Here is a 22,688-nt window from a genome sequence, read left to right as displayed (position 1 = left end):
TGAAGTTTATTGAATTCCTATTTATAATAATAGGGAAAAGCAGATGGACGAGGTGTTCATCATGAAGTTCTTTAAAGGTTGTTTGTGGGGATTGCTGCTTGTCACTCCATTTTGGATGATTATCATTTTGTTAATTATAAAATGGTGGAGTATGTAGTTGTTTTGGAATACATATCCATGTTTCGTTTGACAAACGATTATTTTTCTGAAATAGTAGCGTAGAGGAATCCTTGTGACAAACAAGGATTTTTCTTATGAAAATAGTATATAAAAGAGATAACGTGACTTGCCAAAAGTAAGGAAAAGGCGTTATTCTATAATAAGGAACACACGTTCTGACTTTTGGATAGGAAGGGGCAAGGAGTTTGGCTAAGCGTCAGTTTCAATATGATGAAGATGCAATTCAAGTGCTAGAGGGGCTTGAAGCCGTTCGGAAACGCCCGGGTATGTATATCGGGAGTACGGATAGCCGCGGATTACATCATTTAGTATATGAGATCGTAGATAATTCCGTTGATGAAGCATTAGCGGGATTTGGTGATGAAATTAAAGTGATCATACATAAAGATAATAGTATAAGTGTAGTAGATAAAGGGCGCGGTATGCCGACAGGAATGCATAAGCTTGGAAAACCAACACCTGAAGTTATTTTAACTGTACTTCATGCTGGGGGTAAATTTGGACAAGGCGGTTATAAAACAAGCGGTGGCTTACACGGTGTTGGTGCCTCAGTTGTAAACGCACTGTCTGAATGGCTTGTTGTTACAATTAAACGAGATGGTTACGTATACGAACAACGCTTTGAAAATGGCGGTGTTCCAGTTACAACGCTTGAGAAAATTGGAAAAGCAAAAGATAATGGGACAACGATTCATTTTAAACCAGATCAAACAATTTTTAGTACAACGAATTATAACTATGAAACGTTATGCGAAAGATTACGTGAATCAGCATTTTTATTAAAAGGTATGAAAATAGTACTTCAGGATAAACGTAACGATTTGGAAGATGTTTTTCATTATGAAACGGGAATTGAAGCGTTTGTTTCATATTTAAATGAAGAGAAAGATTCTTTACACCCGGTTGTATATTTTACTGGAGAGCAAAACGGAATAGAAGCAGAATTAGCTTTTCAATTTAATGATGGGTATTCTGAGAACATTCTTTCCTTCGTGAATAATGTGCGTACGAAAGATGGCGGTACGCACGAAGCGGGGTTTAAAACAGCGATGACTCGTGTCTTTAACGAGTATGCACGTAAAGTTTCTTTGTTAAAAGAGAAAGATAAAAATTTAGAAGGAACGGATATTCGTGAAGGATTAGCTGCAATTGTTTCCATTCGTGTTCCAGAAGAGTTGCTTCAATTTGAAGGGCAAACGAAAGGGAAACTTGGAACAAGTGAAGGGCGTTCAGCTGTCGATGCTGTTGTATCAGAGCACTTAGCGTATTTCTTAGAAGAAAATCCAGATGTGGCAACGCTTCTTGTGAAAAAAGCAGTCAAAGCAGCGCAAGCACGCGAGGCAGCAAGAAAAGCACGTGAAGAAGCACGAGGCGGTAAGAAGAAAAAACGTTCAGAAGGAACACTAAGTGGTAAGCTGACACCAGCACAATCCCGTAATCCGCAAAAGAACGAGCTATATTTAGTAGAGGGCGATTCTGCAGGTGGTTCTGCAAAACAAGGTCGTGATCGTCGTTTCCAAGCTGTTCTGCCACTTCGCGGTAAAGTAATTAATACAGAGAAAGCAAAACTAGCGGATATTTTCAAAAATGAAGAGATTAACACGATTATTTATGCGATTGGCGGCGGTGTTGGAGCAGAATTTTCAGTTGAAGATATCAATTATGACAAAATCGTTATTATGACCGATGCTGATACAGATGGAGCACACATTCAAGTGCTGCTATTAACATTCTTCTATCGCTATATGAAGCCACTAATTGAAGCTGGGAAAGTATTCATTGCACTTCCTCCTTTATATAAAGTAAGTAAAGGAACAGGAAAGAAAGAAGTCATTGAATATGCTTGGTCAGATGAAGAGTTAGGTGGCGTGATAAAAAAGGTTGGTAAAGGTTATACAATTCAGCGTTATAAAGGTCTTGGTGAAATGAATGCAGATCAATTATGGGAAACAACGATGAATCCAGAGACGCGCACATTAATCCGCGTGAAAATTGATGATGCTGCAAGAGCGGAACGCCGCGTGACAACATTGATGGGCGATAAAGTAGAGCCTCGCCGCAAATGGATTGAACGCAATGTTCAATTTGGTATGCAAGAAGAAGGCAATATTCTAGAAAATGAAATGATTATGGCAACGGAGGTGGAATAACATGCAGGCAGAGAAGTTTCATGACCTCCCGCTTGAAGATGTGCTTGGCGACCGCTTTGCACGTTATAGTAAATATATTATTCAAGATCGTGCGCTTCCAGATGCACGCGACGGTTTAAAACCAGTACAACGCCGGATTTTATATTCGATGTATGTGGAAGGAAACGTGCACGATAAACCATTTCGTAAATCCGCAAAAACAGTTGGTAACGTAATTGGTAACTATCATCCCCACGGTGATTCTTCCGTGTATGAAGCAATGGTGCGTTTAAGCCAAGATTGGAAAGTACGAAACGTATTAGTTGAAATGCACGGAAATAATGGTAGTGTTGACGGTGATCCGGCAGCAGCAATGCGTTATACAGAGGCTCGTTTATCACCGATTGCTTCTGAGTTATTGCGTGATATTGATAAAGAAACAGTGGAATTTGTTTCAAACTTTGATGATACAAGTGAAGAGCCAGTTGTATTACCAGCTATGTTTCCCAACCTTTTAGTGAACGGATCTACGGGAATTTCAGCTGGTTATGCAACTGAAATTCCACCGCATCATCTTGGAGAAGTTATCGATGCGACGATGATGCGCATTGATAAACCAAACTGTAATGTTGATGAGTTATTAACAGTCATCAAAGGACCAGATTTCCCAACAGGTGGAATTATTCAAGGTCTTGCTGGTATTAAGAAAGCGTATGAAACCGGAAAAGGAAAAATTATCATTCGCGGAAAAGCAGAAGTGGAAACAATTCGCGGCGGAAAACAGCAAATTATTATTACAGAAATTCCTTATGAAGTAAATAAAGCGAATCTTGTTAAGAAAATGGATGAACTTCGTTTAGATAAGAAATTAGATGGAATTGCTGAAGTACGTGATGAAACAGATCGTACAGGTCTTCGGATTGTCATTGAATTGAAAAAAGATGCAAATGCAGAAGGTATTTTAAATTACTTATATAAAAATACAGAACTACAAATACCATACAATTTCAATATGGTAGCGATTCATAATCGCCGTCCAACGTTGATGACACTTCCTAAAATTTTAGATTCTTATATTGGACATCAGAAGGAAGTCGTAACACGACGCTCACAGTACGAATTAAAAAAAGCAGAGACACGTCAACACGTTGTTGAAGGTTTAATGAAAGCTCTCTCTATTTTAGATGAAGTTATTGCAGTAATTCGTGCTTCAAAAGATAAGCGTGATGCGAAAGATAACTTAATTGCAAAATTCTCATTTACAGAAGTACAGGCAGAAGCAATTGTGTCGCTTCAATTGTACCGTTTAACAAATACAGATATTACAGCTCTGGAAAAAGAAGCTGATGAATTACAGAAAAAAATTACAGAATTGCAAGCCATTCTACAAAGTGAGAAGAAGCTCCTTCAAGTAATTAAAACAGATTTGAAGAGAGTTAAGAAAACGTATAGTAACGATCGCCGTTCTGTTATTGAAGAAGAAATTGAAGAAATTAAAATTGATGTTGAAGTCATGATTCCACAAGAAGATGTGATTGTGACAGTAACGAAGGAAGGGTATGTAAAGCGTACAGGTTGGCGTTCTCATAATGCTTCCAGTGGAAAAGATTTTGGTATGAAAGAAGGCGACGTATTATTAGATCGCTTTGATACGAATACGACGGAAACGATTCTCTTATTTACAAACAAAGGGAACTATATATATCTTCCAGTTTACGAAATGCCGGATATTCGTTGGAAAGACCTAGGGCAGCACGTTGCGAATATTGTCTCGCTTGACCGTGCTGAAACGCTCGTCTTTGCAACTGTTGTTCCAAATTTTGAGGAAGAGAAACGATTTATTACGTTTGTCACTAGAAATGGCATGATTAAGAAAACAGAATTGAATCAATATAAAGTGCAGCGTTATTCACGTGCATTTGTCGCGGTTAATGTAAAGAAAGATGATGAAGTCGTCGATATTTTTGTTACAGATGGAACGCAAGATATTCTTCTTGCTACACATGGTGCCTATGCACTTGTTTTCAATGAAGAAGAAGTGAGCCCAGTTGGTGTGCGGGCAGCGGGTGTGAAAGGAATGAATGTGAAGGAAGATGACTACGTTGTATGTGGTCTTCCTATAAACTCTGAGAAAGATCAACTTGTTCTCGTTACGCAGCGAGGTGCAGTAAAACGATTAAAAGCAACAGAAATTGAAAAATCGACGAGAGCAAAACGAGGTCTCGTTATCTTTAAAGAATTGAAAAAGAATCCATATCGCATTGTTGGTGTGGAAGTTGTTCGGAATAATGAAGTTGTTTGTATGCGGACAGAAAAACAAATTGTAGAAGAAATTGATCCGCAAACACTTCGGAATAAAGATCGTTATAGTAATGGAAGTTTATTAATAGATGTAAGCGATGTTGGTCTTGTTGTGGAAACGTGGCCGCGGAAAAAAGAACAGTAAGAAAACGCCCGATTCATTATATGAGTCGGGCGTTTTTGTCTAAATTTGTCTGCGAAATGGTAGTTGTACAAATGAGGTACTTCTATTATCATTTAACTAAATATTTTAAATGTTCAGAAAAAATAAAATGGGGGTATATGGGTGATAAAAAAGAAGAATTTTACTTTTGTTCTTTCGGCGGTATGTATGTTTGGGTTATTAGCAGGATGCGGCAATAAAACAAATGGTAATGCTGATACAGCAAGTACGGGAGGTGGGGGTGGAAAGGTCATAAAAATTGCTACGCAATCACCGCTCTCTGGTGGTTCTGCAACGCAGGGAGAAGCAATTAAGCTTGGCGCACAATTGAAAATAGAAGAACAAAAAGAAGAGTTTAAAAAATTAGGATATGAACTAAGGCTTGTGCCATATGATGATCAAGCTGATCCGAAAAAAGGTGTTGCGAATGCACAAATTATTGGCGCTGATAAAGAAATACTCGGTGTTGTTGGACATATGAATTCAGGAGTTGCAATTCCATCTTCTGAAGTATATGAGAAAAACAATGTTGTTATGGTATCACCCACAAATACTGCTGTTGAAGTAACAGATCGTAATTTAAAAGCAGTCAATCGTATATGTACAAGAGATGATTTTCAAGGTCCTGCCGGGGCCGAGTTTGCATTGAAAACACTGAAGGCAAAAAGCGTTTTTATTATTGATGATAAAACAGCTTATGGAACAGGTTTAGCAAAAGCGTTTAAAACAGAAGTTGAAAAATTAGGGGGAACGATTGCAGGTTATGAATCTATTACGGTCGGAGAAAAAGATTTTAACGGTGTGTTAAATAAAGTACTCGCGAAAAAACCGGATTTAATTTACTTTGGTGGTCTATATGCAGAAGGTGGGCTATTGGTGAAGCAAGCGCGTGAAAAAGGTCTTACGATTCCGTTTATGGGCGGTGATGGTATGGATTCAGCAACGATGGTAGAAATTGCAGGTAACTCTATTGAGAACACGTATTACACTTCTATCGCTGCTGATCCGAAAACGACGGAAAAAGGAAAGAAATTTGCGAATGATTATAAGAGCAAATTTAATAAAGAGGTAGAAGGATATTCAGCTTATGGATATGATGCTGCGGGTGTACTCCTGCAAGGAGTGAAAGATGCGATTAAAGCAAATAACAACAAAGTGCCAACAAGGGAACAAGTGCGCGATACTGTTCGGAAAACAAATAATTTTGAAGGAGCGGTAACAAACGTAGGATTTGATAGCAAGGGTGATAATAAGTTTGCAAAAGTATATATTTATAAATTTGCAGAGCAAAAATATCCAGGAAGACAAGAGGGGGAAGTAGAGAAAAAGTAAGGTGATATGGGTACGGTACTGATGTTCCGTACCTTTTTTAGAGAAAAATAAAGAGGAGGAATTTCTATGTTTGGAGAAGTCATGCATACACTTCCTCAAGTGCTAATTGACGGATTAACACTTGGTGCAGTGTATGCGGTTGTCGCGTTAGGATATACGATGGTATATGGGATATTAGAACTTATCAATTTTGCTCATGGAGAAATTTTTATGACGGGTGCTTTTATTGGCACAACAATTTTCCTTGTTTTTATGGGGTTTGGCTGGATGACGGTTATGCCAGCTTTACTAGCATTGTTACTTGTTTTAGTTGCAACATCTCTTATAACGGGTTTTCTTGGGATGGGGATTGAAAGGGTTGCATATCGACCGCTTCGAAAAGCACCGAAACTTATTACGTTAATCACAGCAATTGGTGTGTCTTTTCTGCTGCAAGATATCGTTCGCTTTATCGCTGAATTAAAAAAAGGAAATTACATTATAACAGGTCCTACTTTATTCAATGACCAAATCACGGTACAGGCTTCAGCAATTATGTCTTCTTTTAATAACGCCAGTCTTAAAACATCTTCACTTATTCTACTCGTTCTTGCGGTTATTATGATGCTCTCTTTAGACTTTTTCGTCAATAAAACAAAGTGGGGAATGGCGATGCGTGCTGTTGCACAAGATCGTGATACGTCTTCATTAATGTCAGTAAATGTGAACAAGGTGATTTCTCTTACGTTTTTTATCGGTTCCGCACTTGGCGGAGCAACGGGTGTCCTGTTTGCAGTGCAATATGGAACGATAGATCCGTACATTGGTTTTATTTTAGGATTAAAAGCTTTTACGGCAGCTGTTTTGGGAGGGATTGGTAATATCCGAGGTGCAATGGTTGGCGGTATATTGCTTGGATTGCTAGAAATGTTTGCAGCTGCAAATTTATCCATTTTATCTTCTGGAATATTGGGAGCTGAATATAAAGATGTATTTGCCTTTGGAATTTTAATTCTCGTTTTAATTTTTAAACCAGAAGGTATTTTCGGCAAAGCAGTTGCCGAGAAAGTGTAGGTGATGATAATGAAAAAGTGGTTAGAAATGATAAGGGAAAATACGAAGATGCAACTTATACTATTAGTCCTTTATATGGGTATAACTGCTGCAAGCTTATATTTTGCACAAAAGTCCGTAACGGCATTTCTACTATTATTATTGTCTCTTTTATTATTGTATTACACAAATTTGCACAGTAAATGGAAATGGTTAATAGGGTTATTTGTGTTAGTTATATTGCTTCCATTCACAGCAAGTGGCGGACCAGCTTATCAGTCTTATATGGAAGTGACGACATTAGTTGGAATTTATATAGCAATGGCGCTAGGGTTAAATATCGTTGTTGGGTTTGCAGGATTGCTAGATTTAGGATTTGTCGCTTTTTTTGCAATAGGAGCCTACACATACGGTATTTTTGCAACAGCTCAAGCAAATAACTTTATGCCATTTGGTCAATATCCATTGTCAGGAGAAAGTTTTTGGATTTTTATTTTGCTAGGCGGTTTTATTGCGGCAGTATTTGGAGTCTTGCTTGGTATCCCGGTTTTACGTGTGAAAGGTGATTACTTAGCGATTGTGACACTTGGGTTTGGGGAGATTATCCGTATTATCTTTAATAATTTAGATAAGCCGGTTAATATTACAAACGGTGCAATGGGCTTATCTTCCGTAAAACCACCTTCCTTATTTGGGTTTACATTTTTACAATCAAGCCAAGTGTACTACATTGTACTCGGTATTTTATTACTCGTAATTTTTATTGTAAAACGACTAGAGTTTTCAAAAATAGGCCGTTCTTGGAAGGCAGTTCGTGAAAATGAAATTGCCGCTCAAGCGATGGGAATTCCGCTTGTGAAAACAAAGTTGTTGGCGTTTGCAATCGGTGCATCATTTTCTGGAATGATGGGTGTTGTCTTTGCTGCAAAACAAACTTTTGTCGATCCAACAAGTTTTACATTACTAGAGTCAATTACCATTCTTGTTATGGTATTGCTTGGTGGTATGGGGAGTGTGCCGGGGGTTATTTTAGGAGCAGCCGTTATGACAATTTTAAATTTACAAGTACTTACTGAATTAACAAACTGGCTAAACCAATTAAACCTAAATGGAACGGTTACGATCCCGGATGCACTTTCTCCAGCTAAAATGCAGCGTTTTATCTTTGGAGGAATTTTAATTTTATTTGCTTTGTATCGCCCGCAAGGACTCATACCTGCGAAAAATCGGAAATTTAATGAAGAGCAGCTGAAAAAAGATAGGGTAAAACAAATTGAATCAGAAACACAAAAAGAGAACGTATTTGGAGCCTAGGGGTGAGAATATGACGATTTTAACAGTTCGAAATATTACAAAACGGTTTGACGGACTTGTTGCAGTGAAAAGTGTTGATATGAAAGTAAGCAAAGGATCGATTACAGCTGTAATTGGACCGAACGGAGCAGGGAAAACGACGTTTTTTAATATGGTAACAGGTGTGTATAAGCCAGATGAAGGTGATATTCTACTTGGAGAAGAAAAGATCACTGGTTTGAAGCCGCATGATATTTCAAAGCATGGTATTGCTCGTACGTTTCAAAATATTCGTCTTTTTAACAATATGACGGTACTTGAAAATGTAATGGTAGGACTTCACAATCATTTAAAAAGTAATCTTTTTGGGGTCTTGTTACATTTGCCAGGGGTAAAGAGAGAAGAAGAACGAGCGCAGCAAAAAGCATATGGGCTTCTAGAATATGTAGGTTTAGCCCACTTATTAAATGAAGAAGCGCAAAATTTATCGTACGGGGCACAGCGGCGCCTTGAAATTGCTAGGGCGCTCGCGGCGAAACCGCAAGTATTACTATTGGATGAGCCAGCAGCCGGAATGAATCCAAAAGAAACGAAGGAATTAACAGCTCTTATATACCGTATGCGTGAAGAGCTGGACGTAACAATTGTATTAATTGAACATGATATGAAACTTGTCATGGAGATTTCTGAGCATATCATTGTATTAGATCACGGTGAAAAAATTGCAGAAGGAAGACCGGAAGATATTCGTAACAATCCAAAAGTTATTGAAGCGTATTTAGGGAAAAGCGCAGTGTTAGAGAAGTAATACGGAATAACGTAAAAAATGATACAAAATCGTTCGAAAAAGGTAAAAAAGGGGGGAGTATTTTGCTAGAGCTTACAAATATAAATGCGTATTATGGTGGTATTCACGCATTAAAAGATATTAATATTTCTGTAGGAAAAGGTGAAATTGTAACGCTTATTGGATGTAATGGGGCTGGAAAATCAACGACGTTAAAGACGATTAGTGGCCTTGTTATACCGAGGTCAGGAGAAATTTTGTTTGAGGATAAACAGATTACGAAACAATCTCCGCACATAACAGCTTTATCTGGAATTGCTCATGTACCAGAGGGAAGACGAATTTTTTCACGCCTCACAGTAAAAGAGAATTTAGAGATGGGGGCATTTTCAGTAAAGGATAAAAAAATAGTGAAGGAACGGATGGAGCGTACCGTTCACTATTTTCCGAAGTTGAAAGAACGGCTAGAACAAAAGGGTGGTACGATGAGTGGTGGTGAACAGCAAATGCTTGCAATAGGACGTGCGCTTATGAGCCAGCCTCATTTACTTATGTTAGATGAACCTTCAATGGGACTTGCGCCAATTATTGTTGAGCAAATCTTTGAAATTATTTCAGAGCTCAATAAAGAAGGAATGACGATTTTACTTGTTGAACAAAATGCGTATCAAGCGTTGCAAATTGCACATCGTGGATATGTAATTCAGACAGGAGAAATTAAAATGGTAGGAGAAGGGAAATCATTGATGCATAATGAATTTGTGAAAGAAGCGTATTTAGCATAATATGAGGGCTACCCTAAGTAGGGTGGCTCTTTGTTATATTAATCTATGTTGCCATTATAAAGTGAAACTTTAATCAGTGGGGGTTTTCTTCACCCCCTACTGATTATCAGCCCTCACCAATCGGGCTTTTACGGGCAGTTTATCTCCCACCTAACTTCTTAAGAAAGGCGGAAGCGGCTCGCTCAGAATCGCAGGACGTTGGAGCCCCTGACAGAGAGGCGCTTTCTGCCTCGTCCGAGGGGGCGAAACGACCGGAGATTCTAGCCACTGGAACTGGACAATGCTTTCGCTGAATTTTGAGGTGGGAGTATTACTGCCCACAAATAGCGGGATAAAAAGCAAAACATTATGTAGAAAAAAGATAAGTTGATATAATAAAAGTTCATCATATTCCATACATAATTTGGAGGGGTTTTATGAACAAAATAGGTGTTGGTATTGTGGGTTATGGATTTTCTAGTACAACCTTCCATATTCCGCTGCTACAAACAATCGAAGATTACGAAATTCGCGCGATTGTTTCTTCACAAGAAGCGAAAGTAAAAGCATCATTTCCACATATAGAAGTTGTGACAACAATCGATGAGCTTGTTATGCAAGAGAACATTGATCTTATTATCATTACATCTCCTAACACAACGCACTTTGAATATGCAAAAAAGGCAATTCTCCGTGGTAAACATGTTGTCGTTGAAAAACCTTTTGTCGTTTCTGTTGAAGAAGGAGAGGAGTTGATAGCGTTAGCGAAGCAGCATGGCGTTGTGTTAAGTGTATATCATAATCGCCGCTTAGATAACGATTTCAGAACGATTCAAAAACTATTACAAGATGATAAAATCGGTAAAGTTTATACGTATGAAGCTCATTTTGATAGATTTCGTCCGCATGTTCGCGATCGTTGGCGGGAACATAAATTACCAGGATCAGGAATGCTGTTTGATTTAGGTTCACATCTGATTGATCAAGCGTTACATCTATTTGGAATGCCGAGAGCAGTTTATGCAGATGTTATCAATCAGCGCCCAGGATCGCAAATAGATGATTATTTTCATATCATTCTTCATTACGAAGAAATGCGTGTTATTCTTCATAGCAGTAGTCACGTTAAATGTGCGGGACCACATTTTAGCATTCACGGTGAAAAAGGCTCGATTGTTAAATATGGAATGGATTCCCAAGAAGAGCAGCTAAAGGCAGGAATGAAACCTGGTGATGAAGGATATGGAGAAGATGCTATACATATGTATGCTACTCTTTCCACAGAGGAACAAGAAATTCGTATTCCAACAGAAATAGGGTGTTATGAGAATTATTATAAAGGTGTCCGAGATGCGATGGTGAAACAAGAAATGCCACCTGTTACTGCTGAGGAAGCCCTAAATGTGATTCGTGTTATTACAGCTTGTTTACAAAGTAGTCGCAAGGAATTATAGTGAAATGGTAGAGTCAGTGCATGTGCTGACTCTTTTTGTATGTTAGCAAATCATGTCGGAATTTTACGAGAAAACACTAACGATTTTTATTGTGCAACCTTTATGTATGAATTAATATTTTAAATATTAAAAATATTACGAATTTAGGGGGAGTACAGTGAAGAAAAAGATATCGCTTTTGTTATCAGGAGTTTTATTAGCGGGAATGATGGCAGGGTGTACGGGTAAAGGAAATGATAATTCAGCTTCTACGAAAAATGAAGCAAGGACAAGTAAAGTAATTAAGATTTCTTCTGAATCCCCTCTTTCTGGTGGATCGGCTGCGTTTGGAGAATCTATTAAGCTTGGAACGCAAATTGCGGTAGATAAACAAAAAGAAGAGTTTAAAAAACTAGGTTTTGACTTACAATTTGTTCCGCAAGATGATCAAGGTGACCCGAAAAAAGGAGTTGCTAATGCTCAGTCTGTCGCGGCTGATAAAGAAGTATTAGGCGTTGTCGGACATTTAATGTCAGGTGTATCTATTGCCGCTTCTGAAACATATGAGAAAGCAAATCTTGTTATGGTATCACCATCAAGTACGGCAGTTGAATTAACAGAACGTGGATTAAAAACTGTTGCACGCCTTGTTGCAAGAGATGATTTCCAAGGTCCGGCAGCGGCGAAATATGCGACTGAAACAGTAAAGGCAAAAAATATTTTTGTAATTCAAGATAAAACGGCATATGGTACAGGGTTAGCCGATGCATTTAAAAAAGAAGCAGAAAAGCTAGGTGCAAAAATTGTCGGCTATGAAGGGATTACAGTTGGTGAGAAAGATTTTAGTGGTGTGTTAAACCAAGTTGTCGCGAAAAAACCAGACCTTGTATATTTTGGTGGTATGTATTCAGATGGTAACGTACCTATACATTGAAATAAAGATAGTATGAAACTATCTCAATTTATATCCAGTTATCTCAATTACAGCTTTCTTCCATCTTCCGTTTGCCTTGCTAATTTCTTTAAATTCTATGCTGTCAAAAATACTTCGAATAGCATACATTTTTGTTTCATCAGAAATGATATTCCAATTATAAATCAAGTTTTCAAGTGTTTCTTTTACAACTTCTACAGAAATGGTTTCTTCTTCTTGTGATAGAAGGGTGTACAATTCTTTTTCTTTCTCATTTATAATGTCTATTTTTTCTTTCATTTCATCACGATCTATAACATTGTCGAGATATAAATTTTTTACTCTTTCTTTCTTTTTTGCTAAATTATCTAATTCTTTTTTTATTGAATCAAGGTCTATCTTGTCGGAAATATTAATTTCTATGTTATCTAACGTTAGGTTAAGAGTTTTTAAAAATGCTGTTTCCAGTGTTTCTAGGCTTACGTTATAACCCTTACAAAATCCTTGTGCTTTTTTAGCGCACTTGTAATACTTATATTTTTTACCTTTAATCATGTATGTAACGGCTGATAGTCTTTGACCACAGTTAGGACAAACGAAAATTCCAGAAAAATAATTATATTCACCATATCGTGGTTTTGGTGCATTAGTCTTTCTATTTTCAAATATCTTTTGACATTCATCAAACATTTCTTTAGATATTATCGGTTTAAAACCTTTTGCATTGAATTTTGATATAACAACTTCTTTAGAATCATTACCTTGAACTCCATAACGTCTATAACCACAATAAATAGGGTTTGTTAAGATACGTTTAACGGCTTCCTTATGCCACTTGTGACCACCTCTCGTCTTGTAACCTCTCTCGTTTAACTTTAAAGAAACAGCTAAAAAACCATTTGAAAGAGCTAGTTCAAACATTTCTTTGATAATTACACTTTCATCTTTATTAATGATGATACTATCATTAGTTTTAATATAACCGAATGGAATTACTCCGCCATTAAATAAACCAAGTTCAGCACGTTTGTACATATTTTCTGTAACTCGCTCAGCAGTCTGTTCTCGCTCCCATTGTGCTAATGTTCCAATCATATTAATCATCATACGACCTGTTGCGGTTGTTGTATCTAATGCCTCGGTTGAACTCTTAAACTTAACGCGATATTTTTCGAAATCCTCAATCATATCGTTAAGATCTCGTACTGAACGACATAGACGATCTAATTTATAAACGAGTATTACATCGAATCGTTGTTCTTTCATATCAGTTAATAATCGTTGGAGTTCGGGGCGGTTCATGTCTTTAGCACTATAACCATCATCCATGTAATCATCAATAATATCCCATCCTTGTGATTGTGTATATGCTTCTAATCGCATTTTTTGAGCTTCTAAAGAGAAGCCTTTTTCAGCTTGTATATCTGTTGATACGCGTCTATAAATTGCACATTTCATCATTTATTCCACCTTAATCCATTCTTTCGGAGTATCGATATAACCATCGATTTCGTATTTCGTTTCGCCATCTTCCTCGTAAATGCGTGTAACGATGGGGATTTTCAACATTTCTTTTTGTTTCCTTTTTTCTCTTTCAATAGCTAAGTCAATAATCAAAAATCATCACCTCCTTCTAATAAAACTTATAAAACTCTAATAATTCCACTGGAATGTTATTCTTATATGCTATACATGCTTTTGTATCACCTGGAACAATAGTTTTTTCATCTATTAACAAAAGCGCAGCGAAGATATTTGCTTCAATTTCTAATTTATCAACAGATAAAAACGTGTTTTTTCGTAAGAAAGGGGTATTTGCTTGAGGATGCAAAATAGCATGTCCTAATTCATGTGCGCAAACCGCCCTTTGCATAGTTGAAGATAAGTTACTATTAATAGCAATAAATTTATTTCTTTTGTCATACTTGTAGAATCCATTAATTTCTTCGTGTAAGTCATGGTGAAAAACATTTATATTTAGAGAATTAGCAAGTTCAAAAGGGTCTTTGGTGTTATATTTTTTCCAAAGTTGATTGATTGTGTTGTTTATTACGAATTTCAATATGATCACTCCTGAACTTACGTTAATTATCTTTACGATATTTTTTAGGAATGTATTTTTTATTGATAATCTTTGTTTGTCGAACAATGTACTCCATTGCATCTAATAAAGAATCTACAGCTTCTTCACTCATTGGTTCACCAGAGAACATCAGTCCTTGTGAATCTTTTAGATCGCGTTTTATTTCTTCCATTCGTTTTTCAATATCTTTTTCATCTTTTCGATTTAATTGAGGTTGATTTTCTCTCCCTAATAAGGAATCAATTGTTACATAGAAATAGTCAGCAACCTTTTGTAACTTATCTGCAGATGGTGAGGTTTTATCCCATCTACGTATGGTACCATTACCAAATTCTAATTCACGTTCTAGTGCTGAAATTGTAGTTTTTCGTTGTGCGCATAGACTTTTAATCGTATTAACTAAAGTCATTTTAATCACCTTTCCAATTTAGCGCAGGTTGAATTTAGCATATTTGCTATTTATTTGTTGACTTATAGCAAATATGCTATTAATATATACCTGTAAGCTAATTTATTAGCGAAAAAGGACATAAAAATACCGTATTGATAAAGCAGTAATGATCGCTGGGGGGCGATGTAATATTGGGATTTTTGTGTCTTTTTTTCATACTTTTAATTTAGCATATTTGCTAAATTATAGTCAATGTTTTAGCGAAAATTTTCTCATAAGAAAGGTGTGTACATCAAGATGAAGTATTCTGATTTTGGTATAGAAGTGAGGAAAGTGTTGTTAGAACGGGATTTAACACTTACTTCATTAGCTTCCGATCTAGAAATTTCAGTTTCATATTTATCAGATATTTTAAAAGGTTCTCGAAAAGGGAAAAAGCAAAAGAAAAGAATTGCAGATGTTTTGGGATTAGAAGTATGCGAGGAGGATTTAAAATGACAGATCAATTAACAGTAGTAAATGAAGTTCCACAGCAAGTTTTAGTTTTTGAAAATAACGGTGATGTAGTAACCGACAGTTTAACCGTTGCTGAAATGTTTGGTAAGCGACATGACCATGTAATGACAGACATTCGCAAGCAAATGGAATATGCAGGAGAAGAATTTTCGCTCCTAAATTTTCGGGAGTCAAATTATCGAAGTCGAGGAAAAGAGTACCCTAAATACAATCTAACCGAAGAAGCGTTCACATTAGTCGTATTTGGATACAACACAAGAGAAGCGGTGCAAACAAAAATTAAATTCATTCAAGAATTCAAACGTTTGAAAGAGTACATCCAAAAACAACAAAAGGTTCCTAATGATCCATTTGGACAAATTGAACTTCTCGCAGCTGGTACAAGTAATTTAAATAAACGAGTTTCTACATTAGAAAATGTTGTTGAAAATCAACTAACAATTGATTATGGACAACAACGAGTTATAGAAAAAACGAAAGCAAAGCGAATTTACTACTTAAGAGATAACTGTCATATCAATAGCGAAGTGCATGATTCAACTCGTAAACTATTTGGTTTACTTGGTCGCAATTTAAAAGATGCATTCAATGTAAATAGTTATCGCGACATTTTGAAGAAAGATTTCAACGAAGCGTTAAACTTCATTAACGGTTGGAGACCAATGATTTAGGAGGTAGTAATCTTGAAAATCGTATTAAACGGAGAACAAACAAAAAGATTTTGCGCACCTATTATCAAAGAGATATTAGCGAATCCAGCTAAATTCAAGAAATTAGCAGCTGAACGCAAGGAGGTGGAGCGCAATGAAACTATCAATCAACTACAACAACGTAAAAGTAGCTGATTATCTTAAGCTATTGGCTCATTACAAACTACCAAACAAGAAGCAGCGTCGTCTTATTGAAAATCGGTTCGTGTGTATAAACGCTCTTGTGAAGAGTGGCGGTGAACAATATGTCAATTGAAAATCTGGTTCTTCCGGAAGATGCAGAATTAGCAAAGTCATTGCGCAACAAGAAAGAGAACTACATAAAGAATCAATTCTTACTATCTCGTATCGTTAGTCAGAAAAATGCAGAGGGCAATACGAAAGAATTCTATGAAGCTTATAAAGAGTATGAAGAGTGGGGGAACAAAGCGAAAGAATGTGATGAGCAACTGGCAAAGCTTTTCTTCAATAAGAAAGAACGTGATCGTGTTGAAATGGTTGCTAATCGGATGCGTGAAGTAAATATTCCGGCCCACATTATTGAGTATGTGTTAAATGCATAAAAAGACCCCTGTTGCAGCAGGAGTCATTAAGAAAAAACATATGTCATCAGTATACCAACCACAGAAAGAGAGGTAAAGACATTGTCAGAAGTAAAAGTAAAATGGATTAAACTCTCTACTACTATGTTTGAAGATGAAAAAATCCGTTTAATCGAGAGTATGCCAGAAGCAGATACATTATTAATTATATGGATTAAGCTTTTAGCGCAAGCTGGAAAAATAAATGCAAGTGGATACGTTTTCTTAAATGAAAATATCCCATATACAGAAGAGATGCTTTCTACCCTTTTTAATAGGCCCCTTAATACAGTTAGAATGGCACTTAATACCTTTAAACAATTCGGAATGATTGATATTGATGAAAATCATTACATCAATATCACAAATTGGGGGAAACATCAGAGCTTAGATCGCTTAGATGAGATTAAAGAACAAAATCGAGAGAGAAAGCGCCGCCAAAGAGAAAGAGAGAAACAAGCTCGTTTAAATTCTCCACAAGAATGTCACGTGACAGGTCACGAAGAAGTCACGGACAAAGAAGAAGATAAAGATTTAGATATAGATAAAGATTTAGAAGAAGATATAAAGAAAGAATATAGTCCTGAAGGTAATCAGGACATATCTTCAAAAACATCTATTCCTTATGAAGAAATTGTTTCTTATCTAAATCATAAAGCAGGTAAGTCTTATAAAGATAAAACGGATAAAACAAGATCGCTAATCAAAGCTAGATTTAAAGATGGTTTTACATTAGAAGATTTTAAGTATGTTATTGACGTTAAAACATCTCAATGGCTCAATGATTTCAATATGAATCCATACTTAAGACCAGAAACATTGTTTGGTAATAAATTTGAAGGTTATTTAAATGAAAAACCTATACAACAAAAAAGAGCATTTAAGGGAGGCTCAAATAATGGAAGCTCTCAACAAAGTAATGACCAGGATTTTGAATACATCGGCTTGTGATGAAAACGCAGAAGGTTATGAATGTCCAGAGTGTAAAACATTTATTCCAGCTATTTCGGTAGAAGTAGTATCACTAAATTTAAAACGTAAGGTCTTTCCAGCATGTCCTTGTCATGTAGAAAAAGAAGAAGCGCGTATTCGTGAAGCGCAAAGTTTCCAACGTCGCAAAGAAGTTGAAAGGTTATTTAGCATTAACAATCTTGGAGAACGTTTTAAAAAATCTACATTTGAATCATTTCTAGAAAGAGACAGATCAATAACTGCAGCGCAAATATCCCAAAAATATGTACAAGAGTTTAAAAGTTGGAACGGTGAATCTTTAATGATTTGGGGAGATCCAGGAAACGGGAAAACGCATTTAGCAGCGGCAATAGCAAATGAGTTATCAAAGAAAGGTCATATTGTAGTTTTTCAAAGTGTTCCAGAACTTTTGCAGCGGATTCGAAGCACTTTCAATAGTGAAAACAAAGAAAATGAAGCACAAATCATGCGGGCCCTACTAGAGTGCGACTTACTAATTTTAGATGATATTGGAGCAGAAAAAGCAACTGAATGGGTAGAAGAAAAGCTATTTAACATTATCGATGGTCGTTATCGTAAAGAAATTCCAACATTGTATACAAGTAATTTACATCCAAAGCAACTACAAGAACGGATTGGAAAACGCTCCTATGATCGAATGGTCGAAACAAGCTTAACAGTAGAAAATAAGGCAACAAGTTATCGAAGAGAAATCGCTAAACAGCGTCTTCAGTTATTTGGAAGCTAAGCAGATTTAAATATATCTAATAAACGGGGGGAATTCAGATGAAAAATACAGGTGTTTCAAGAAAAGTTGACGAGTTAGGCCGCGTGGTTATTCCGATTGAGTTACGTAGAACTTTAGGTATTACTGAAGGAACGGCATTAGAATTTCATGTTGATGGTGAGAGTATTGTTCTAAATAAAAATAAAAAGGCATGCTTTGTAACTGGTGAAGTCTCAGATAATAACGTTGAGTTGCTAGATGGCAGAATGTTTGTAAGTAGAGAAGGTGCAAATGAATTAATGAATGCCATTATGGCTCAAGGCGAATCGAAGGGATGGCTAGGTAAATAAATTCCATAATATCAGCTTAATAAGGAGTGAAGTAAGCAATGGCAAAGCAGTTAAATATTTTTGATGTTGAGCCAAATATCATGGAGTTTGATGTAACTAAAGCAAAGGTAAAAAGAGGAACCGGAAATGTTGCATATGCTGATGTGCGTGTTGTAGTTCCTCGAAATGCCAAAAGTATTGATGAGCTCCCACGTACAATCAAACCTGATAATCGTTATGAAACTTTTGAAGAACATGTAATGGGAGCCTGGCGATTTATACGAGCTACAGATAAAAGTTTTAATTGGGAAGCAGCTGAAGAATTATGCAAGGCAGCAAGGGACCATAAAGAAGCCATTCCAGTGCGGATATATTTAGGAAGTGGTTTTTCGCCTCAAACTGTAGTTGAGTATTTGAAATAAAAAAAGATCAGGAAGCTTCTGGTCATGATATAGGGTATTCATCGATAGATGATTACGTTGATTATAACTTAATAGATTGGTGGGACATATATGTCTAAAGAAATCTTTACAAAATCTAAACAATTAACAGCTGAAATAGATATTACGAAAGACCGTATTTTCGTGGTTAAAGGTGGACAAGTTACTCCATACGAAAAACCACAGACGGGATTTGGTGAACAAGTTGTGATTTGGCAAAACGGTAAAGCTGTTCGTGTAGAAACAAAGTACACAGAAAAGATTGAATAGTGAAATTTCATAACTGGAAATAGGAGTTGAAATGTAATGAGCAAAAAAGGAATTAAGTTATCTGAACTGTTCAGAATGCAAAAGATATTGGATCAAGATATTAAATCTAAACATCCGCAAAACTATGGTGATCGTATAGAAGTACTTCAAGATAAAGTGTTTGCCTTAAAAGTAGAAATTCATGAAGCATGGAACGATACAAGAGGGTTTAAGCGTTGGTCTACACAGTACAAAGTAATTAAAGATAGTTTTTTAGAAGAAATGATAGATTCACTTCATTTCGTGCTATCTATCGCTATTGATTACAAATTAGAAAAAGATATGAAAGAGTTTTTCATAACACCAAGCGGATTTGCAAATCTAAACAAGATGTTCTTCTTTATGGATAAATACGCAAGTCATATGCTTAACAAAATAGTTTGTCATGATGTGAGGGGAATTAAAAAGGACCTACTTGCTGTATTAGATGTTTGGTTCAAAATCATTAGAAATCAAGGTTATACATTTGATGATGTAGTTCGAATGTACAAACAAAAGAACGAAGAAAATTTCAAAAGGCAAGCTAGTGGTTACTGAGGAGAGATGAAGATGGCTAAATTAAAGAAACGGAAGATCAGGAAAGCTATTTTACGTCGTGCGAAATCAGTAGAAAACCATCAAGTTGCAAAGGTATGGAGAAATATTTTTGTGAAGTCTGGAATCTTGAAATGATAATACAATTTGAATTTTATTAAGAAAAGGGGAATGGGTATAACAGTTCACATTATTTGAACATTTATTACAATAACGTGATATTAAATTAATAGCACCAAGTAAATGTTTCCAATAAAAGAGCAGCTAGCAAAAACTAACTGCTCGGCTCCAAGGTATCTCCAAAAAGGGGACAGAGAAAGAAATTCAAATGAGTTTTGGCTGGTTGGCCTATCTACAGTATTGACGGAATATTAGGATTCATTCAGTTTGTACTCAAATTACGTTTTAACTTAATGCATATCCTACAATCAAAATAAGTGTTAAAAATACAGACAATGAAAATGTTAGTAGGACTGTTACTACGCTTCTAAGCATCGATATCCAATTATTTATCTTAGAGAAGCCAATCATGCCAGCAAAAAAGGTTCCTATGGTTAAGATCAGTAAAAAAAATAAAGGGTGGAAATATACAGAATTCGTAACATATGGGGATCCTGCTCCAAGATATAAGAGGAATAAACTGATGCAAATGAATGAAAAAATAAAGGACCATAGGTTTATAGTTTGTTTCATTAATTTCTCGCTCCTTTTAATTACCATATTTAGGTTTTAATTCTAATATAAAACAAGGGGAAAATAAACATTTTTTGTTAGTAAGATTTTTAAACAAAATAATCCTTTGAATATAGTCCGGCTGGAAAACCAGAGGACACCAAATTACTAGAGTAGTAACTTATTTGCTGCATAGTGATTGGTGTCCTTTTTATTTTATAAAAGGGAGATGTGAAGAATGAAGGCGCTGAAAGACCAATTATGTGAGTGGAAAAAACAATCGCAGCAGATGAAAAAGAAAAATAAGAAAAAACGTAAGGAGCAGTTAACTAAACGTGATATTGAAGATTTGATGGGAATTCGTGGTCCTAGATATGAACGTCGCCGCGGAGCGTTAAGACAGAAGTAATTAAAAATAAAAAAGGAGTGGTCTTACATGACTAAACAATTATCTTTCTTACCAAAAATCGATAGAGCAGCAACACAGGAACGTTTGGAAGGCGTTCTTGAAAGTGTACGTATATATAGACAGTTTGGAATGATTCGTAAAGAAATGAAAGTCACTCCTTCTTATGAAGTTCGAGAACATGGACCTACACATACAGTTGGTAATCCATTAGAAGATGTTGCAGTAGAAAATTTACAGCAACAACAACGCGAGGAATGGCTTGAAAATATGTCATTTCGTATCGAACAGTTCCTGATTCGTTTAGGGAATAGTCGAGCAGGTAAAATTCAAAGAGATATTATTAATAAGCGTTATTTAGATGAAGAAGATGTGTGTGATTATATGGTTTATAGCGAAATTGGAATGGCTGAACGCACCTATCGTCGTTGGAAATCTAGGACTTTTTATATTCTTGCCTTTGCTCTTAGATTAGAAGTTTATGAGCAAAAAGAGAAAGCTGGAGGTGAAGAACAATGAATTTTGTTCAACCTATACGTGATCCAGAGCAGATACAGCAAATAAAAGAATATCTTAAAGAAAAGAGCGAACGTAATTATATTCTGTTTGTAATGGGAATCAATACAGGCTTACGTATTAGTGATATCTTGAAGCTAAAGGTTGGTGACTTAAAAGGGAGCCACATTTCAATGCGTGAAATGAAAACAGGTAAGCAGAAGCGTATTCAAATTACTGCAGCATTGAGAAGAGAGTTGAAATGGTTCATTGATGAGAGAGAAGACCAAGAATACCTAATTAAAAGCCGACAAGGTAGTAATAGGCCAATAGGTAGGAGCATGGCATATAAGATACTTCGAGCAGCGGCAGCAGAGTTTGGTTTAGATGAGATTGGTACACATACATTACGTAAGACATTCGGATACCATATGTACATGCAGACAAAGAATATAGCATTGTTAATGGAGATATTCAATCACTCATCAGAACGGGTAACGCTTAGATATATAGGAGTAAACCAAGACGCAATGGATAGAGCGATGACTAAGTTTAAGATTTAGTAATTCGCTTTTTATTTATGTAGATGGGCAGGTACAACATAAAAAGTATCGAATAAATACATTCAATAGTATTGTTTGCTTTGGATATGAATATTAGTTAAAGGTACATTCCAGTCAGTAACCAAAAAGAAGATTAAATAACAGAGGGAGCAAATTACATGGAAAATATATTAAAAGTATCATCAAAATCAAATCCCAATTCAGTTGCAGGCGCAATTGCAGGCGTATTAAGAGAAAGCGGTAATGCAGAAATTCAAGTGATTGGAGCTGGCGCTTTAAATCAAGCAATTAAAGCCATTGCTATTGCAAGAGGATTCGTAGCTCCTAGTGGTATTGATTTGGTTCTTATTCCAGCGTTTCAAGAGATTTCAATCGATAATCAAGAAAGAACAGCAATCAAATTAATTGTAGGTCCTAGAAAATCTAGGTCTTAGAAGAAACCAACAATATAAGAATATTTGAAAAGACCGATAGAAGTCGGTCTTTTTCTTTTTTACTTATAGTTAACCATTTTTATTGTGTTGTGTAACTCAAAAAAGAAAGTGTTATAAAGTTAATAATAGCAATGGGTTCAGCGTTCGGGACAGTTACACAAAATATAAGATATGAGTAAGTGGATAAACATGGTAATAT

The 22,688-nt window shown here is 36.1% G+C and carries 28 protein-coding genes and 1 pseudogene; 24 read left to right on the top strand and 5 right to left on the bottom strand.

Annotated features, from left to right (window positions below; genetic code table 11):
- Nucleotides 1-365: 365 nt before the first annotated feature.
- The 9 genes and pseudogenes from parE to MR076_RS20425 form a co-directional block, all read left to right on the top strand.
- Nucleotides 366-2,330: a DNA topoisomerase IV subunit B gene (parE, locus tag MR076_RS20465; protein WP_242223729.1), complete on the top strand. Its 1,965-nt coding sequence runs from the start codon at nt 366-368 to the stop codon at nt 2,328-2,330.
- Nucleotide 2,331: 1 nt separating this feature from the next.
- Entirely contained in the window at nt 2,332-4,755 is a 2,424-nt protein-coding gene (gene parC, locus MR076_RS20460; RefSeq protein WP_242223726.1) for a DNA topoisomerase IV subunit A, read from the top strand.
- Between the two features lie 141 nt (nt 4,756-4,896).
- A complete protein-coding gene (locus MR076_RS20455) occupies nt 4,897-6,105 on the top strand; it encodes a branched-chain amino acid ABC transporter substrate-binding protein (protein WP_242223725.1) in 1,209 nt (402 codons plus the stop codon).
- A 66-nt stretch (nt 6,106-6,171) separates the two neighbouring features.
- Nucleotides 6,172-7,158: a branched-chain amino acid ABC transporter permease gene (locus MR076_RS20450; RefSeq protein WP_242223722.1), complete on the top strand. Its 987-nt coding sequence runs from the start codon at nt 6,172-6,174 to the stop codon at nt 7,156-7,158.
- Between the two features lie 9 nt (nt 7,159-7,167).
- Nucleotides 7,168-8,451: a branched-chain amino acid ABC transporter permease gene (locus MR076_RS20445; protein WP_242223719.1), complete on the top strand. Its 1,284-nt coding sequence runs from the start codon at nt 7,168-7,170 to the stop codon at nt 8,449-8,451.
- A 10-nt stretch (nt 8,452-8,461) separates the two neighbouring features.
- Complete coding sequence (locus MR076_RS20440; RefSeq protein WP_242223716.1) at nt 8,462-9,238, top strand: ABC transporter ATP-binding protein; 777 nt, start codon at nt 8,462-8,464, stop codon at nt 9,236-9,238.
- Nucleotides 9,239-9,300: 62 nt separating this feature from the next.
- On the top strand, nt 9,301-10,002 hold the full coding sequence (locus MR076_RS20435; RefSeq protein ID WP_242223713.1) for an ABC transporter ATP-binding protein: 702 nt from the start codon (nt 9,301-9,303) through the stop codon (nt 10,000-10,002).
- A gap of 416 nt (nt 10,003-10,418) precedes the next feature.
- Nucleotides 10,419-11,435, top strand: a complete 1,017-nt coding sequence (locus tag MR076_RS20430; protein ID WP_242223710.1) for an oxidoreductase — start codon at nt 10,419-10,421, stop codon at nt 11,433-11,435.
- A 205-nt stretch (nt 11,436-11,640) separates the two neighbouring features.
- Nucleotides 11,641-12,342 (top strand): annotated as a pseudogene (locus MR076_RS20425) (branched-chain amino acid ABC transporter substrate-binding protein); the annotation flags it as partial.
- Between the two features lie 24 nt (nt 12,343-12,366).
- On the opposite strand, the gene MR076_RS20420 reads toward MR076_RS20425, so the two are convergent.
- From MR076_RS20420 to MR076_RS20405, 4 genes are read right to left on the bottom strand one after another with little or no spacing between them, the layout of a single operon-like run.
- Entirely contained in the window at nt 12,367-13,785 is a 1,419-nt protein-coding gene (locus MR076_RS20420) for a recombinase family protein (protein ID WP_242223707.1), read from the bottom strand.
- A 3-nt stretch (nt 13,786-13,788) separates the two neighbouring features.
- Nucleotides 13,789-13,944, bottom strand: coding sequence for a hypothetical protein (locus MR076_RS20415; RefSeq protein WP_242223705.1), 156 nt, complete (start codon nt 13,942-13,944; stop codon nt 13,789-13,791).
- A gap of 16 nt (nt 13,945-13,960) precedes the next feature.
- On the bottom strand, nt 13,961-14,389 hold the full coding sequence (locus tag MR076_RS20410) for an ImmA/IrrE family metallo-endopeptidase (protein WP_242223703.1): 429 nt from the start codon (nt 14,387-14,389) through the stop codon (nt 13,961-13,963).
- 22 nt (nt 14,390-14,411) lie between these two features.
- Nucleotides 14,412-14,819 carry a helix-turn-helix domain-containing protein gene (locus tag MR076_RS20405; RefSeq protein ID WP_242223700.1) on the bottom strand — a complete coding sequence of 136 codons (408 nt, stop codon included), beginning with the start codon at nt 14,817-14,819 and terminating at the stop codon, nt 14,412-14,414.
- Nucleotides 14,820-15,098: 279 nt separating this feature from the next.
- On the opposite strand from MR076_RS20405, the gene MR076_RS20400 reads away from it, so the two are divergent.
- The 11 genes from MR076_RS20400 to MR076_RS20350 all read left to right on the top strand — a co-directional run bounded on the left by MR076_RS20400 (nt 15,099) and on the right by MR076_RS20350 (nt 20,057).
- Nucleotides 15,099-15,299: a helix-turn-helix domain-containing protein gene (locus MR076_RS20400; RefSeq protein ID WP_242223697.1), complete on the top strand. Its 201-nt coding sequence runs from the start codon at nt 15,099-15,101 to the stop codon at nt 15,297-15,299.
- A complete protein-coding gene (locus tag MR076_RS20395) occupies nt 15,296-15,988 on the top strand; it encodes a Rha family transcriptional regulator (RefSeq protein WP_242223694.1) in 693 nt (230 codons plus the stop codon). Before MR076_RS20400 ends, MR076_RS20395 begins: the two co-directional genes overlap by 4 nt.
- Nucleotides 15,989-16,121: 133 nt before the next feature.
- Nucleotides 16,122-16,283, top strand: a complete 162-nt coding sequence (locus MR076_RS20390; RefSeq protein WP_242223691.1) for a hypothetical protein — start codon at nt 16,122-16,124, stop codon at nt 16,281-16,283.
- The gene (locus MR076_RS20385; RefSeq protein WP_242223689.1) at nt 16,273-16,590 is read left to right on the top strand and encodes a hypothetical protein; all 318 of its coding nucleotides are present in this window, start codon (nt 16,273-16,275) and stop codon (nt 16,588-16,590) included. Before MR076_RS20390 ends, MR076_RS20385 begins: the two co-directional genes overlap by 11 nt.
- Nucleotides 16,591-16,671: 81 nt before the next feature.
- Entirely contained in the window at nt 16,672-17,559 is an 888-nt protein-coding gene (locus MR076_RS20380; RefSeq protein WP_242223686.1) for a phage replisome organizer N-terminal domain-containing protein, read from the top strand.
- Entirely contained in the window at nt 17,507-18,328 is an 822-nt protein-coding gene (locus MR076_RS20375) for an ATP-binding protein (protein ID WP_242223683.1), read from the top strand. The genes MR076_RS20380 and MR076_RS20375 overlap by 53 nt, the downstream gene beginning before the upstream one ends.
- A 38-nt stretch (nt 18,329-18,366) precedes the next feature.
- Complete coding sequence (locus MR076_RS20370) at nt 18,367-18,657, top strand: AbrB/MazE/SpoVT family DNA-binding domain-containing protein (RefSeq protein WP_242223681.1); 291 nt, start codon at nt 18,367-18,369, stop codon at nt 18,655-18,657.
- A gap of 38 nt (nt 18,658-18,695) precedes the next feature.
- Nucleotides 18,696-19,058 carry a cell division protein SepF gene (locus MR076_RS20365; RefSeq protein ID WP_242223679.1) on the top strand — a complete coding sequence of 121 codons (363 nt, stop codon included), beginning with the start codon at nt 18,696-18,698 and terminating at the stop codon, nt 19,056-19,058.
- Between the two features lie 90 nt (nt 19,059-19,148).
- Complete coding sequence (locus MR076_RS20360; RefSeq protein ID WP_242223677.1) at nt 19,149-19,346, top strand: DUF3954 domain-containing protein; 198 nt, start codon at nt 19,149-19,151, stop codon at nt 19,344-19,346.
- Nucleotides 19,347-19,382: 36 nt separating this feature from the next.
- Nucleotides 19,383-19,922, top strand: coding sequence for a dUTP diphosphatase (locus tag MR076_RS20355; RefSeq protein WP_242223675.1), 540 nt, complete (start codon nt 19,383-19,385; stop codon nt 19,920-19,922).
- Between the two features lie 12 nt (nt 19,923-19,934).
- Nucleotides 19,935-20,057 (top strand): DUF3983 domain-containing protein, encoded by a 123-nt coding sequence (locus tag MR076_RS20350; RefSeq protein ID WP_242223672.1) that lies wholly within the window; start codon nt 19,935-19,937, stop codon nt 20,055-20,057.
- A gap of 267 nt (nt 20,058-20,324) precedes the next feature.
- Here MR076_RS20350 and MR076_RS20345 read toward each other — a convergent pair whose 3' ends face one another.
- Nucleotides 20,325-20,612 (bottom strand): hypothetical protein, encoded by a 288-nt coding sequence (locus MR076_RS20345; protein ID WP_242223669.1) that lies wholly within the window; start codon nt 20,610-20,612, stop codon nt 20,325-20,327.
- 217 nt (nt 20,613-20,829) lie between these two features.
- Between MR076_RS20345 and MR076_RS20340 the strand changes: the two genes are divergently transcribed.
- The 4 genes from MR076_RS20340 to MR076_RS20325 all read left to right on the top strand — a co-directional run bounded on the left by MR076_RS20340 (nt 20,830) and on the right by MR076_RS20325 (nt 22,489).
- A complete protein-coding gene (locus tag MR076_RS20340; RefSeq protein WP_242223666.1) occupies nt 20,830-21,000 on the top strand; it encodes a hypothetical protein in 171 nt (56 codons plus the stop codon).
- A 27-nt stretch (nt 21,001-21,027) separates the two neighbouring features.
- Nucleotides 21,028-21,516 (top strand): ArpU family phage packaging/lysis transcriptional regulator, encoded by a 489-nt coding sequence (locus MR076_RS20335; protein WP_242223663.1) that lies wholly within the window; start codon nt 21,028-21,030, stop codon nt 21,514-21,516.
- Nucleotides 21,513-22,055 carry a site-specific integrase gene (locus MR076_RS20330; RefSeq protein ID WP_242223661.1) on the top strand — a complete coding sequence of 181 codons (543 nt, stop codon included), beginning with the start codon at nt 21,513-21,515 and terminating at the stop codon, nt 22,053-22,055. Before MR076_RS20335 ends, MR076_RS20330 begins: the two co-directional genes overlap by 4 nt.
- 158 nt (nt 22,056-22,213) lie before the next feature.
- The gene (locus tag MR076_RS20325; RefSeq protein WP_035434673.1) at nt 22,214-22,489 is read left to right on the top strand and encodes a stage V sporulation protein S; all 276 of its coding nucleotides are present in this window, start codon (nt 22,214-22,216) and stop codon (nt 22,487-22,489) included.
- Nucleotides 22,490-22,688 lie beyond the last annotated feature (199 nt).

The organism is Bacillus cereus group sp. BfR-BA-01380, from assembly GCF_022663535.1.
Taxonomy (GTDB): Bacteria; Bacillota; Bacilli; order Bacillales; family Bacillaceae_G; genus Bacillus_A; species Bacillus_A cereus_BB.
The sequence above is the reverse complement of the archived record's forward strand: the minus strand, read 5'-3'. Positions and strand labels throughout refer to the sequence as shown.

Coding starts and splice junctions, on each gene's coding strand:
- parC (WP_242223726.1), top strand. CDS start 2,332: ATGCAGGCAGAGAAGTTTCATGACCTCCCGCTTGAAGATGTGCTTGGC.
- MR076_RS20450 (WP_242223722.1), top strand. CDS start 6,172: ATGTTTGGAGAAGTCATGCATACACTTCCTCAAGTGCTAATTGACGGA.
- MR076_RS20445 (WP_242223719.1), top strand. CDS start 7,168: ATGAAAAAGTGGTTAGAAATGATAAGGGAAAATACGAAGATGCAACTT.
- MR076_RS20440 (WP_242223716.1), top strand. CDS start 8,462: ATGACGATTTTAACAGTTCGAAATATTACAAAACGGTTTGACGGACTT.
- MR076_RS20430 (WP_242223710.1), top strand. CDS start 10,419: ATGAACAAAATAGGTGTTGGTATTGTGGGTTATGGATTTTCTAGTACA.
- MR076_RS20420 (WP_242223707.1), bottom strand. CDS start 13,785: ATGAAATGTGCAATTTATAGACGCGTATCAACAGATATACAAGCTGAA.
- MR076_RS20405 (WP_242223700.1), bottom strand. CDS start 14,819: ATGACTTTAGTTAATACGATTAAAAGTCTATGCGCACAACGAAAAACT.
- MR076_RS20400 (WP_242223697.1), top strand. CDS start 15,099: ATGAAGTATTCTGATTTTGGTATAGAAGTGAGGAAAGTGTTGTTAGAA.
- MR076_RS20395 (WP_242223694.1), top strand. CDS start 15,296: ATGACAGATCAATTAACAGTAGTAAATGAAGTTCCACAGCAAGTTTTA.
- MR076_RS20390 (WP_242223691.1), top strand. CDS start 16,122: ATGAAACTATCAATCAACTACAACAACGTAAAAGTAGCTGATTATCTT.
- MR076_RS20385 (WP_242223689.1), top strand. CDS start 16,273: ATGTCAATTGAAAATCTGGTTCTTCCGGAAGATGCAGAATTAGCAAAG.
- MR076_RS20375 (WP_242223683.1), top strand. CDS start 17,507: ATGGAAGCTCTCAACAAAGTAATGACCAGGATTTTGAATACATCGGCT.
- MR076_RS20370 (WP_242223681.1), top strand. CDS start 18,367: ATGAAAAATACAGGTGTTTCAAGAAAAGTTGACGAGTTAGGCCGCGTG.
- MR076_RS20365 (WP_242223679.1), top strand. CDS start 18,696: ATGGCAAAGCAGTTAAATATTTTTGATGTTGAGCCAAATATCATGGAG.
- MR076_RS20360 (WP_242223677.1), top strand. CDS start 19,149: ATGTCTAAAGAAATCTTTACAAAATCTAAACAATTAACAGCTGAAATA.
- MR076_RS20355 (WP_242223675.1), top strand. CDS start 19,383: ATGAGCAAAAAAGGAATTAAGTTATCTGAACTGTTCAGAATGCAAAAG.
- MR076_RS20350 (WP_242223672.1), top strand. CDS start 19,935: ATGGCTAAATTAAAGAAACGGAAGATCAGGAAAGCTATTTTACGTCGT.
- MR076_RS20345 (WP_242223669.1), bottom strand. CDS start 20,612: ATGAAACAAACTATAAACCTATGGTCCTTTATTTTTTCATTCATTTGC.
- MR076_RS20340 (WP_242223666.1), top strand. CDS start 20,830: ATGAAGGCGCTGAAAGACCAATTATGTGAGTGGAAAAAACAATCGCAG.
- MR076_RS20335 (WP_242223663.1), top strand. CDS start 21,028: ATGACTAAACAATTATCTTTCTTACCAAAAATCGATAGAGCAGCAACA.
- MR076_RS20330 (WP_242223661.1), top strand. CDS start 21,513: ATGAATTTTGTTCAACCTATACGTGATCCAGAGCAGATACAGCAAATA.
- MR076_RS20325 (WP_035434673.1), top strand. CDS start 22,214: ATGGAAAATATATTAAAAGTATCATCAAAATCAAATCCCAATTCAGTT.